Annotated in this window: 13 protein-coding genes; 11 read left to right on the top strand and 2 right to left on the bottom strand. The window is 43.7% G+C overall.

All coding sequences use genetic code 11. The features are described 5' to 3' along the window. Position 1: 1 nt before the first annotated feature. The 8 genes from BM278_RS07380 to BM278_RS07410 all read left to right on the top strand — a co-directional run bounded on the left by BM278_RS07380 (position 2) and on the right by BM278_RS07410 (position 7,892). Positions 2–1,165: a CamS family sex pheromone protein gene (locus tag BM278_RS07380; protein ID WP_090948717.1), complete on the top strand. Its 1,164-nt coding sequence runs from the start codon at positions 2–4 to the stop codon at positions 1,163–1,165. A 108-nt stretch (positions 1,166–1,273) separates the two neighbouring features. After that, complete coding sequence (pruA, locus tag BM278_RS07385; protein WP_090948718.1) at positions 1,274–2,821, top strand: L-glutamate gamma-semialdehyde dehydrogenase; 1,548 nt, start codon at positions 1,274–1,276, stop codon at positions 2,819–2,821. Positions 2,822–3,022: 201 nt separating this feature from the next. Then, positions 3,023–3,346 (top strand): MerR family transcriptional regulator, encoded by a 324-nt coding sequence (locus tag BM278_RS07390; RefSeq protein WP_244151115.1) that lies wholly within the window; start codon positions 3,023–3,025, stop codon positions 3,344–3,346. Beyond that, the gene (locus BM278_RS07395) at positions 3,343–5,094 is read left to right on the top strand and encodes an ABC transporter ATP-binding protein (protein WP_090948719.1); all 1,752 of its coding nucleotides are present in this window, start codon (positions 3,343–3,345) and stop codon (positions 5,092–5,094) included. Before BM278_RS07390 ends, BM278_RS07395 begins: the two co-directional genes overlap by 4 nt. A 44-nt stretch (positions 5,095–5,138) precedes the next feature. Continuing rightward, complete coding sequence (locus BM278_RS18715; protein WP_167359595.1) at positions 5,139–5,294, top strand: hypothetical protein; 156 nt, start codon at positions 5,139–5,141, stop codon at positions 5,292–5,294. 206 nt (positions 5,295–5,500) lie between these two features. Continuing rightward, positions 5,501–5,875, top strand: a complete 375-nt coding sequence (locus BM278_RS07400; protein WP_090948720.1) for a DUF5367 family protein — start codon at positions 5,501–5,503, stop codon at positions 5,873–5,875. A 94-nt stretch (positions 5,876–5,969) separates the two neighbouring features. Further along, on the top strand, positions 5,970–7,193 hold the full coding sequence (locus BM278_RS07405) for an erythromycin esterase family protein (protein WP_090948721.1): 1,224 nt from the start codon (positions 5,970–5,972) through the stop codon (positions 7,191–7,193). A 129-nt stretch (positions 7,194–7,322) separates the two neighbouring features. Then, on the top strand, positions 7,323–7,892 hold the full coding sequence (locus BM278_RS07410; RefSeq protein ID WP_090948722.1) for an HXXEE domain-containing protein: 570 nt from the start codon (positions 7,323–7,325) through the stop codon (positions 7,890–7,892). Between the two features lie 50 nt (positions 7,893–7,942). Here the strand turns inward: BM278_RS07410 and BM278_RS07415 are convergent, their stop codons facing one another. Both BM278_RS07415 and BM278_RS07420 read right to left on the bottom strand, forming a co-directional pair. Next, positions 7,943–8,734: a VOC family protein gene (locus BM278_RS07415; RefSeq protein ID WP_090948723.1), complete on the bottom strand. Its 792-nt coding sequence runs from the start codon at positions 8,732–8,734 to the stop codon at positions 7,943–7,945. A gap of 27 nt (positions 8,735–8,761) precedes the next feature. After that, entirely contained in the window at positions 8,762–9,406 is a 645-nt protein-coding gene (locus BM278_RS07420) for a hypothetical protein (protein ID WP_090948724.1), read from the bottom strand. A 192-nt stretch (positions 9,407–9,598) separates the two neighbouring features. Here BM278_RS07420 and gatC point away from each other — a divergent pair, with 192 nt between their 5' ends. From gatC to gatB, 3 genes are read left to right on the top strand one after another with little or no spacing between them, the layout of a single operon-like run. Continuing rightward, the gene (gatC, locus tag BM278_RS07425; protein ID WP_090948725.1) at positions 9,599–9,889 is read left to right on the top strand and encodes an Asp-tRNA(Asn)/Glu-tRNA(Gln) amidotransferase subunit GatC; all 291 of its coding nucleotides are present in this window, start codon (positions 9,599–9,601) and stop codon (positions 9,887–9,889) included. Between the two features lie 13 nt (positions 9,890–9,902). Beyond that, complete coding sequence (gene gatA / locus BM278_RS07430) at positions 9,903–11,363, top strand: Asp-tRNA(Asn)/Glu-tRNA(Gln) amidotransferase subunit GatA (protein WP_090948726.1); 1,461 nt, start codon at positions 9,903–9,905, stop codon at positions 11,361–11,363. A gap of 13 nt (positions 11,364–11,376) precedes the next feature. Next, positions 11,377–12,807: an Asp-tRNA(Asn)/Glu-tRNA(Gln) amidotransferase subunit GatB gene (gene gatB, locus BM278_RS07435; RefSeq protein ID WP_090948727.1), complete on the top strand. Its 1,431-nt coding sequence runs from the start codon at positions 11,377–11,379 to the stop codon at positions 12,805–12,807. The last annotated feature ends 36 nt before the right edge of the window (positions 12,808–12,843 follow it).

Raw genomic sequence — 12,843 nt, forward strand, 5'->3', positions numbered from 1 at the left:
AATGAAAAGAAAAATGATCCTATTCGCTGCACTTCTCCTTTTCCTTTCTTCCTGCGCGCCGAATTTTGGCGGGGAAGAAGTAGTACAGGAGAAAGATAATAAAGAGCAAAAAGCGGTGATCCCGAAATACAATATTTCCGATTCTTATTACCGCATTGTGCTGCCGTTTAAAGTATCGGGCGCTCGCGGCGAAGTAGTGGAAGACTTAAATACGCGCCTAGATGTGGACGAATTTGAAACTGGACTGATGCGGTTAGCGCAAGACCGCTTTTCTCCGGAAGAATATTTATTCCAAGAAGGGCAATATTTAGATAAAAAAACGGTGAAACGTTGGCTTGAAAGAAAACGGACTCCTAGCCAACTAAAAAAAGAAAAGATGAAACCGTCCGAAAACGTCGGCTTAAATCCGCCTATTAGCGACAACGGAACGAATGAAGAAAAAAATAAAAAAAGCCCGATTTATTTAGCGAGCATTTTAGAGCATGATTATCTAGTGAAAACAAGTGACAACAAAGTGAAATTAGGCGGGGTAGTGCTAGGGTTGGCGCTGAATTCGGTTCATTATTATGAAACGGAACAAGGCTACCCGCGCGAAGTGAAAATTTCAGATAAAGTAATCGAAAGGGAAGGAAAGCGAATTGCCGCTGAAGTGCTTTCTCGTATCCGCGATATGAAGAAGCTGAAAGATGTTCCAATTACGATCGCGCTATTCAAACAAGCGCCAAAATCTTCAGTGATTCCGGGCAACTTTTTCGCTATTACGCATGTCGATGAAGGAAGCAATACGATTGACGAATGGCAATCCGTTAATGAAGAGTACTATTTATTTCCGTCAGACGAAGCACAAAAAAACCATCGGGACGACTGGTTAAAGTTTAACAATTTTAAGTCGGATATTGAGGAGTTTTTCCCAAACTACACAGGAGTTGTTGGCAAAGCTTTATACCGCGATGACCAACTGCAACAGTTAACGATCAACATTTCATTGCCTTTTTATGGAAAAGCGGAAGTGGTTGGATTTACGCAATATGTCACCGGTTTGGTGATGGAAAAGTTTCCGGATTATATTAATGTAAATGTCTATATTTCTTCCACGGGAGGGCCGGAAAGCATTATTGTCCGCCAAGCGAAAGCGGATAAACCGTTCGTTCATATTTATCAATAATTTTTTTGCTTTTGTAAAAAATTGAATAACATTGCTTTATCTGTTAGAATGATAGGTATAGAATGTAAACGCTTTTTCTGTAATTTGATGAAGAAGGGAAGATCACTGATGGTGCCACCCTATAAACATGAACCGCTGACGGACTTTACCGTAGAAGCGAATAAAAAAGCGTTTGAAGATGCGTTAAAAAAAGTGGAAGCAGAGTTTGGTAAAGACTACCCTTTAACAATCGGCGGCGAAAGGGTTTCGACGGAAGAAAAAATCGTCTCGATTAACCCGGCAAACAAAACGGAAGTCATCGGCCGCGTGTCGAAAGCGAATAAAGACATTGCGGAAAAGGCGATGAAAGTTGCCGACGAAGCGTTTCGATGGTGGAGCAAAACAAGACCAGAGGCGCGCGCCGATATTTTGTTGCGCGCCGCTGCGATTGTGCGCCGCCGCAAACATGAATTTTCCGCATGGATGGTAAAAGAAGCAGGAAAGCCGTGGAAAGAAGCGGATGCGGATACGGCGGAAGCGATTGATTTTATGGAATATTACGCGCGGCAAATGCTGAAATTAAAAGACGGCATTCCGGTTGAAAGCAGACCGGGTGAAACGAACCGGTTCTTCTATATTCCGCTCGGCGTCGGCGTCGTCATTTCGCCATGGAACTTCCCGTTTGCGATCATGGCAGGAACAACGGTCGCATCGCTTGTTACCGGCAATACGGTGCTGCTAAAGCCAGCAAGCGCTACACCAGTGGTTGCATATAAATTCGCGGAAGTATTGGAAGAAGCAGGACTTCCGGCTGGAGTATTAAACTACATCCCGGGAAGCGGTTCGGAAGTGGGAGACTACCTCGTTGACCATCCGCGCACCCGCTTTATCAGCTTTACTGGTTCGCGCGATGTCGGCATCCGCATTTATGAGCGCGCGGCAAAAGTGCATCCTGGGCAAATTTGGCTCAAACGTGTCATCGCCGAGATGGGAGGAAAAGACGCGATTGTCGTCGACAAAGAAGCCGATTTAGAATTAGCCGCGCAATCGATCGTCGCGTCCGCATTCGGCTTCTCTGGGCAAAAATGTTCGGCTTGCTCGCGCGCGATTGTGCTAGAAGATGTGTACGACCAAGTATTAAACCGCGTCGTCGAACTGACAAAGCAATTAAAAGTTGGCGATCCAGCGGAACAAAGCACGTTTATGGGGCCAGTCATCGACCAATCAGCGTATAACAAAATTATGGAGTATATCGAAATCGGCAAACAAGAAGGTCGTCTCATGACCGGCGGCGCAGGAGACGATTCGAAAGGCTTCTTCATTCAACCGACGGTGTTTGCCGATGTTGATGCAAACGCGCGCATCATGCAGGAAGAAATTTTCGGTCCAGTTTTGGCGTTTGCGAAAGCAAAGGATTTCGATCATGCGCTGGAAATCGCCAACAACACGGAATACGGCTTAACCGGCGCCGTCATCTCCCGCAACCGCGCCAACCTCGAAAAAGCGCGGGAAGAATTCCATGTCGGAAACCTTTACTTCAACCGCGGCTGCACAGGCGCGATCGTCGGCTATCAGCCGTTCGGCGGCTTCAACATGTCCGGCACCGATTCGAAGGCGGGCGGCCCTGACTACTTAATTTTGCATATGCAAGCGAAAACGGTATCGGAAATGTTTTAAATGGAAAACCCTCTCTGTGCTGGCAGGGAGGGTTTTTTGTTGGCAAGTTTTCTTGGATTTTCCGGTTGATTATCATAAATATTGGGGGAGCGATAAAATGTTGCGGGGATTTGTTATAAAAAAATGATAACCGCTTCCACATTTTTATTGATTCTAACGTTACGTGAAGTTTTATGATAGTGCCAGAAGGGGGTGAGAACAATGAAAAAGGTATATTCAATCGGCGAGTTTGCGAAAAAAACGGGCCAAACAATACGGACGCTTCACTATTATGACGAAATAGGGATTTTGAAGCCGTCGCATGTATCGAGTTCTGGACGCCGATTTTATAGCGAAGATGAGATCATTACATTACAAAAGATTGTGGCCTTGAAGTTTCTTGGCTTTTCCCTTGAAGAAATTAAACGTTTTATGCAAGAAGAGAAATGGGATTTAAAAGAATCGCTTGCTTTTCAAAGAAGAAGAGGAATGGGTGGCAAAAGCGGTGGAAATATTTCTAGAGAAAGAAGGAGTAGATTTGCGTGAAGAAGAATCATAGCATGCCTTTAGACAATTGGAAGCCTTTCTGGGAGTTAATCAAGAGCACGAATCCGCCAAAATGGATTTTTGTTACTGCTATTATTCTTAGTTTGATTGAGACAGGGGTTGGGCTCATTGTACCATGGTTTACGAAATCTCTTGTTGACCAGATTGCTGCATCTGCGATAGAACCATCCATCATTATTTTACTTGCTGCTTCATTTATTGCGCAAACGATCACTTCCGGCTTTTCTTACTACTTCCTCACTTATATTGGGGAATATGTGGTGGCGGCGATTCGTAAAAAGCTTTGGAATCAAGTTTTATTATTGCCTGTCCCTTTTTTTGATAAGCACCAATCTGGAGAGACGATGAGCCGGATCATTCAGGATACCAACACGGTGAAAATGCTGATCACTCAACATTTAGTTACATTTCTGACCGGATTTATTTCAGTTGCAGGGGCTGTTAGCATCCTGCTTATTATCGACTGGAAAATGACCCTTATGATGGTGACGGCTGTCCCAGTTTCCATCCTGATTCTCTGGCCGCTTGGGCAAAAAATGTACAAAATTTCAAAAGCCACCCAAGATGAAATGGCCAGTTTTTCAGCGAATCTTGGCAGAGTGTTATCCGATATTCGTCTTGTTAAAGCTTATTGCGCGGAAAAAGAGGAGCAAAAAAACGGGGAACTAGGGATTTTTCATTTGTTTCAATTTGGGCTGAAAGAAGCGAGAATCCAAGCTGTCATTTCCCCGTTTATGACATTTGTGATGATGCTCGTTTTAGTCATTTTAATGGGGTATGGCGGCGTTCGTGTGGCCTCAGGTACGCTTTCATCCGGCTCTCTTGTCGCCATCATTATTTACATGGTTCAAATTGTTGTTCCGTTTAGTCAGATGGCTGCATTTTTCACTTCATTTCAAAAAGCGATGGGCGCAACAGAGCGAATCCAGCGCATTTTGTCCTTAGAGAGAGAACCAAGCGGCAGTTTGCCTGCGGTGCCAAACTATAAGCAAGACATCCATTTTCGCAATGTTTCCTTTTCTTATAAAAAGGGAGAACCTGTCCTCAAACAAATAACGCTCACTATCCCTTCCGGAAAAACTACAGCTATCGTTGGTCCGAGCGGCAGTGGAAAAACGACATTGTTTGCTTTGCTAGAGCGATTTTACACTCCCGATGAAGGCGAAATATTGTTTGGGGAAACTAATATTGAAGATTTTCATTTACATTCGTGGCGCAGTCAAATCGGTTATGTCTCCCAAGAAAGCCCAATGATGTCAGGAACGATACGCGACAACATTTGCTATGGGCTAAATAGAGACGTGTCCGATGAAGAGATAGAACGGGCAGCCAAACTGGCAAATGCAGCGGAATTTATCGAGCGGCTTCCAAACCGATATTTGACGGAAGTCGGGGAACGGGGAATCAAATTGTCAGGCGGACAGCGGCAGAGAATCGCCATTGCCCGCGCTCTTATCCGCAATCCAAAAATTCTTCTCCTTGATGAAGCAACCTCAAACCTAGACAGCTCATCGGAAGTTCTTGTTCAAAAGGCCTTGCAGCGGCTAATGGAAGGAAGAACAACACTTGTCATTGCTCATCGGCTTTCGACCGTTGTTAACGCAGACCAAATCGTTGTATTAGAGAATGGGACCGTCACTGGGATTGGAACACACAGCGAATTGCTGCAAACCCATCCGCTCTACAGAGAACTGGCCGAACAACAACTACAAACAATGTCAGAGTAAACAAAAAATAAATTTTTTTGGGGCGTGACGGGTGCGACTTCGCGATGAGTTTACGAAACATTTATCGTCCGGTTGAAAAAGACGGGATTGTAGAAATGCAGATTATCGCGATCGGACCGAGAGATCGCAATGAAGTGCATGAAATGGCAAAATCGAGACTTCATCTCTTTTTTGAAGAAGTTCAACAACGTGAAAGATAATTTGAATTCTTCCCACAATACGTAGGGAGGGTATTTATTTTTTAAAGCCCCTCTATTTTAGCGGAGCAACAATTATTGTGATTTGATTTACAATATCCTGTCATTTCGTGTCGATACTCCGTCAAAAAATGGCGGGGTTCCGACACGATGTTGGCGGTGAAGGAACAAGGGATCATAAATATAATTGAGTATAGGGAGTGTTGATCGTGTATTTTCTTATTTGGGGCTTTCTTGTCTGGTTAGGAGCAACCCTCATTTTCCGGTTTTTTGGACATTTTTTCTTCCATCCGGAAAACGCTTTACTTCTTCTTCTGTCCTATCTGCTTGTTGTTCCGTTTATTTTTTTATTAACCTATCCGCTATACAAGCTTAAAGACTTGACAAAAGAGGAACGTTTAAAAGCCGCTATGTTTATTGTGCTTCCCGGCATGTTCATTGATACGGTTGTGTTAGTTATCTTTCCAGATGTGTTTACGAATTTACCTGTGCAATCCGATCGGTATTTTGGTTCTTGGTTATTATGGGCGTACAGTTTGATTTTGGTAACGGGTCTTCCGTTAAAAAAGCGAGAGGGACGGTGACAAATGAAAAAATGTTTAAAATGTTTGTCTGACCGTTTTACAGGCTTTGGGGTAGTAATGCTGCGGAATATTATGAAAGCAGGGGGATAAACACATGTTTCACCGTAAAAATAATATTTCTTCTGAAATCGATTGGCTAAAAGATCACACGTACAGTATACAATTGCATGAATTCGATGATCATTCCGATTTGAATTTTTTAAAAACTTTACTGCAGAATAAACGGATCGTTTTTTTGGGAGAGAATGGCCACGGTGTGGCAGAGCATAGCCAGATTAAAACAAAGATGATTAAGTACTTACATAAAGAATTGGGGTTTCGAGTTTTAGCATTCGAAAGCAGCTTCAGTGACTGCAGCTTATGCTTTTATCAACAAGATCAACTGGATATAAGGCAATGGATGAAACATTCGTTGTTTAAAGTCTGGCATACGGTGGAAGTAGAGACGCTCTTTCATTATATGAAGGAAACACAATTATCTGATCAACCTCTCATCCTAACAGGATTGGATATTCAGCCCACCTCGAACGATCATATTACTGGCAAGTTTTTGTCAAAAATGTTTTCAAATATGGATAAGGCCTTTGGAGAGAAAATAGTAGAGTTGGAACAAGAAATGCTTTACCAATATGTAAATTCCCGTAATCCGTCAATTTCCAAAAAGGAACGTAAGCGAAAATGCAAAGAATTGATGAAGCTTTATCAAGAATTCCTTCTTTTATTGGATGAAAACAGTCTTGAATTACAAAATAAGTTTGGAAAAGACGTTTTTTTGCTTGTGAACAGAATTTTGCAAAACCGAATGTCCCTCATGCAGATGATCTCTTCCCACTTCATGAAAGCGATAAAAATCCGAAATAAGGCAATGGCTGAAAATATTTTGTGGCTGGCACAAGAGATGTTTCCTAATGAAAAGATAATAATATGGGCGCACAATGGGCATATAATGAAGCAATCTAGGAGATTACTAGGGTTTCTATCGACATTTTCTTATTTACCTCCCGAAATCAAGGAATTCTCCTATACCATTGGCTTCTTTATGTATAGTGGACAAGCAGCGGAAAATAATCGCAGTGTATATGAAGTACAGCAACCTGATCAAGACAGCATCGAGTTTCGAATCAAGCAAGTAGGACATGAAATTGGCTTTTTAGATATCTCGCAGCAAAGAAAAGTGCCCCAAAACCGTTGGCTTTTCAAGCATACTTACACAATGCATGAAGGAAAGCAATTAAGTCTTATCAAACCTAGCGCTTGTTATGACGGGCTTGTCGTTTGTGCGAAAACATCTTCTCCAAAGTACATCAATCTAAACTAAAGAAGTTTTCCATAAAAACATTGAAGATGAAATTGGTAATAGGAAATATAATGTTCTCCTTTTCATTCGTTTAGCGATATTGTTTTTCCATGCTGCGCGATGTGCATAAAAATATGGAGGAATATGTAAATGAATGAAAAAGAGATAGTACACGATAGACACAAAGGAAATGATGACGCAAAAAAAGGAAACAGCAAAGTAAATATTTACAAAATTTTATGTTTCCTTCCAATCGTATTTGCCATTCATAATATGGAGAAACTCCTTTTTCTTGAGGAATGGGCAAAAGAGGTGTTCGCTGGCCGTTCATGGAAGTTTTTTGTGAGGTTGTACGAGCTTCCTAATTTAGCGGTTGCCATGCTTTTGCTTACATTGACGGTCAGCATTGTCGTCTGGATGGAATATAAGAAACGCCATCGCATCACGCTTCATTGCACTGTATTTTGCGCATGTTTGCTTCTTGTAAACGGAATAGTCCATGTCGGCCAGTTTTTCTTATATAGCAGTTATGTCCCGGGGTTGATTTCTGCGGTGCTGCTGATGATTCCTTATATGGTATATTTCCTTTGGTTGTTAGCAGAAAACCGCTGCATCAGCGTAAAGCAAATCGCGAAGTACCTCGTCATTAGCATCGTTGCAATGAATCCGCTTATTATTTTCTTAATCATATCGAGGCTTATCATTTTTCCTTTCATGTGATGTAATATTCGCTTTTGTCAAACATGGAAGCCGTTTTGATTAATGAAATGTTATACAAAGTGATAGATCGCGTTTTTTATATGGACAATTTTATTTTCCGGCATTCCGGTGATTCCACATAAAAACGGACGGTTGATGAGCGCGCTGTCGACGGCGGTGAGGCTTTTTTCCTCATACAAGCGGATCGCTATGTTTCCGATCGGAAGTTCGGAATAGGTGCCAAATTCATCGCTACTTTCCGTTATAACATGGCGGGGTATATCGAATAAATGGCGATATTTTTGCAGTGACTTGTCAAGGTCGCTTGCATTCATCCCAATATATGAAAGGGACGGGGTTCCGATGCTGTGTTGCATGAGAGGGGCGATTTCGTTAGCGCGGACTTCTTCCGGTTCGCTCCATTGGATAAAAAACGGATAGCGGCATGTGTTATCTTGTTCGTCCTCGATAAACAGCATCGACCAGCTTAATATTTTGCCATCCTCACGTTTTCGGCTTCCGGAAAACGGCCCAATCGGCTTTAGTCCTTTTGCCTGAATGTGGGCGATGGCAGCATCGATATCGTCCGTGCGGAATGCCAATTGCGAAAAGCCTTCTCCTTTATGGGAGTCCGCGACGATTTGTTGGATTAATACGTTGTCGGAAGCTTTCGCTTTATCAAAGTCCGTAAAGCCGATCCATTCAATGTACCGCAGTCCGGTAAAGTGGTTTAGACAGTTATACGTCCCCCAAGAAGGATGATTTCCTCCGTTTATAGCATGAAATCCAATAAGCTGAAACGCGGTTTTCGCTTCTTCTGGTTTTTCCGTATAGTGAACGATATGATCAAATGTGACATTCATGTTTGTTTCACCTTTTTAACAAAAATCTTAAAACAGCCTGTTTTTTATTTTATATAGCTCTCGCTCGTTCGCCGCCGTTTTATGAACGGCAAAATCGACATCAAGCTGAATGTTGTCTAACCGTTCGTTCAGTTGCTGGTAATGGGAATCTACTTTTTCCTCGAGTTCATGAAGGCTTTGTTTGAGAGAAGCGATTTCACCGTGGATGCTGTGTACGTCCGTTGCGAGGGCTTCGAGTTTGGCATCTGTTTCATCTTGGCGGTGAAGAAGTGCCGTCATTAGTTCGTTCAGTTCCTTTAGTCCGGATTTCAAATAAGTTTGTTCTTCTTCTAATCGTTTTTGCCCTTGGAGCAACATTCGTTGTTCTTGTCGGATAGCTTGTTGTTCTTGACGAATTGTTTGCTGTTCTTGTCGGATAGCTTGCTGTTCTTGGCGAATTGTTTGCTGTTCTTGCCGGATAGCCTGCTGTTCTTGGCGAATTGTTTGTTGTTCTTGCCGGATAGCTTGCTGCTCTTGCCGAATTGTTTGTTGTTCTTTTCGGATAGATTCTTGTTCTTTTCGGATAGTCAGCTGTTCTTCCTCTAACCGTTTTTGCCCTTCGACAAGATAATGCAGCGTGCCTTCGATATTGCCAAGCCTGTCAAGCACTTGCAGGAGAATCGCTTCGTTCATAAAAATCCTCCATTTCACGCCTGATTTAGCTATTTGAAGTAATCATAGCACATATGTTCGTTTTTATCAATAATATAGACGAAAGCCAATTTTATATCTTGTACAGAACATACGGCAAATGTTGCTTCATTCAATGAAAGTTTGGTATCATCATAGTATTGTGATAGGTCGAACTCATTGGAGGTGAAAAAGATGTCGAGAATTTCCATCGAACAAGTCAAACATGTGGCGCATTTGGCGCGTTTGGCGATTACCGACGAAGAAGCGGAAATGTTTACAAAACAGTTAGACGCGATTATTACGTTTGCTGAACAATTAAATGAGCTCGATACAGAAAACGTTCCGCCAACCTCGCACGTCTTGGATATGAAAAACGTCATGCGCGAAGATGTGCCGACACCGGGGCTTCCGCGCGAAGAAGTGTTGAAAAACGCTCCGGACCACCAAGGCGGGCAATTCCGCGTACCAGCGATTTTAGAGTAAGGAGGGGGAAGCAATGTCATTATTTGACCATAAAATTTCCGAATTACATACCCTTTTACAAAAAAAAGAAATTTCGGTATCAGATTTAGTCGATGAATCGTTCCGCCGCATTGGCGAAGTGGAAGACAAAGTGCAAGCGTTTTTGACGCTAAATGAAGAAAACGCGCGCGCGAAAGCGAAAGAGTTAGATGACAAGCTGGCGAAGGAAGAAAACGATTTTGGGATGCTTTTTGGCATACCGATCGGCATTAAAGACAACATTGTCACGAAAGGACTTCGCACGACATGCGCAAGCAAAATTTTGTACAACTTTGACCCGATTTATGACGCAACAGTCATGGAGCGCTTGAACGAAGCTGGCACGATTACAGTTGGAAAATTGAACATGGACGAGTTTGCGATGGGGTCTTCCACGGAAAACTCCGGTTTTCGACTCACTCGCAACCCTTGGGATTTGGAGCGCGTACCAGGTGGCTCGAGCGGCGGTTCCGCTGCGGCGGTAGCGGCAGGAGAAGTGCCGTTTGCCTTAGGTTCGGATACAGGGGGTTCGATTCGCCAGCCAGCGGCGTTCTGCGGCGTTGTTGGCTTGAAGCCAACGTATGGACGCGTATCGCGCTTCGGGCTTGTCGCGTTTGCCTCTTCGCTTGATCAAATCGGACCAATTACGCGTACTGTTGAAGACAACGCCTATTTATTGCAGGTGATCGCTGGTTTAGATCCAATGGATTCGACATCGGCAAACGTGGAAGTGCCAAATTATGTTGCGGCGCTTACCGGCGATATTAAAGGATTAAAAATTGCCGTGCCGAAAGAATATTTAGGCGAAGGCGTAGCGAAAGAAGTTCGCCAATCTGTGCTTGATGCATTAAAAGTGTTGGAAAAACTAGGAGCGGCATGGGAAGAAGTATCGCTTCCGCACTCGAAGTATGCGCTAGCGACTTACTATTTGCTTTCTTCTTCGGAAGCGTCGGCGAACCTTGCCCGTTTTGACGGAGTGCGTTACGGCTATCGTGCGGATAACGCGAAAAACTTAATCGATATGTATAAACAAACGCGCAGCGAAGGCTTCGGCAACGAAGTAAAACGCCGCATCATGCTTGGTACGTTCGCGTTAAGTGCCGGATATTATGATGCGTATTACAAAAAAGCGCAAAAAGTGCGGACATTAATCAAACAAGACTTCGAAAAAGTATTTGAAAAATACGATGTCATTGTTGGACCGACGACACCGACGCCAGCGTTTAAAATCGGTGAAAAAACACACGATCCGTTAACGATGTACGCAAACGACATTTTAACGATTCCGGTCAACCTTGCCGGCGTTCCTGGCATTTCCGTGCCGTGCGGTTTTGTGAACGGCTTGCCGGTCGGCTTGCAAATCATCGGTAAACATTTTGATGAGAGCACGATTTACCGCGTTGCCCACGCGTTCGAGCAAGCGACAGACTACCATAAACAAAAACCAGCGCTATAAGGGGGGAAACATGATGAATTTTGAAACGGTCATCGGTCTTGAAGTTCACGTCGAGCTAAAGACAAAATCAAAAATTTTCTCGAGTAGCCCAAATGCGTTCGGAGCGCCCCCAAACACGCAGACGAACGTGATCGATTTAGGCTATCCGGGAGTTCTTCCGGTGTTGAACAGACAAGCGGTTGAATTCGCGATGAAAGCGGCGATGGCGCTAAACTGCGAAATCGCGACAGAAACGAAATTTGACCGAAAAAACTATTTTTATCCGGACAACCCAAAAGCGTACCAAATCTCGCAATACGATCAGCCGCTCGGCCGAAACGGCTGGGTTGAAATCGAAGTGAACGGCAAAAAGAAAAAAATCGGCATCACTCGCATTCATTTGGAAGAAGACGCAGGAAAACTGATGCATACTGGCGACGGCCACTCACTTGTTGATTTTAACCGCCAAGGCACTCCGTTAATCGAGATTGTATCAGAACCGGACATTCGCTCTCCGGAAGAAGCGTATGCGTATTTAGAAAAATTAAAATCGATCATCCAATATACGGGCGTCTCCGATTGCAAAATGGAAGAAGGTTCGCTTCGCTGTGACGCGAACATTTCCCTTCGCCCGATCGGTTCGACCGAGTTTGGTACAAAGACGGAACTGAAAAACTTAAACTCGTTTAACTTCGTGCGTATGGGATTAGAATACGAAGCGAAGCGGCAAGAGAAAATTTTGCTTTCCGGTGGCGTCATCCGGCAAGAAACGCGGCGCTTTGACGAAGCGACGAAAACAACGGTGCTCATGCGCGTCAAAGAAGGTTCGGAAGACTACCGCTACTTCCCGGAACCAGACCTTGTTATGCTATATATTGACGATGAATGGAAAGAACGCGTCCGCGCTTCGATTCCAGAACTTCCAGACGCGCGCAAAAAACGCTACGTCGAAGAGCTTGGCTTGCCGGAATATGACGCGAAAGTGTTGACACTGACAAAAGAAATGGCCGATTTCTTCGAAGCGACGGTCGCCAACGGAGCCGATCCAAAATTGGCGTCCAACTGGCTCATGGTCGAAGTGTCCGGCTATTTAAACGCCGAACAAAAAGAGCTGCATGAGATCGCCTTGACGCCAGAAAGCTTGGCAGGCATGATTAAACTTATTCAAAATGGCACGATTTCGTCGAAAATCGCGAAAAAAGTGTTTAAAGAACTCGTCGAAAAAGGCGGAGATCCAGAGAAAATCGTCAAAGAAAAAGGGCTTGTGCAAATTTCCGATGAGGCGACATTGCGCAAAATCGTTCTCGAAGTGCTTGACGCCAATCCGCAATCGGTCGAAGACTATAAAAACGGAAAAGACCGCGCGCTTGGCTTCTTAGTCGGACAAGTGATGAAAGCGACAAAAGGACAAGCAAATCCGCCGCTTGTCAATAAGTTGCTCGTAGAAGAAATCAATAAACGATAAACAAGTAAAAGCTGGCTACATCAAGCCAGCTTTTAT

This window comes from Parageobacillus thermantarcticus (assembly GCF_900111865.1).
GTDB classification, from domain to species: domain Bacteria; phylum Bacillota; class Bacilli; order Bacillales; family Anoxybacillaceae; genus Parageobacillus; species Parageobacillus thermantarcticus.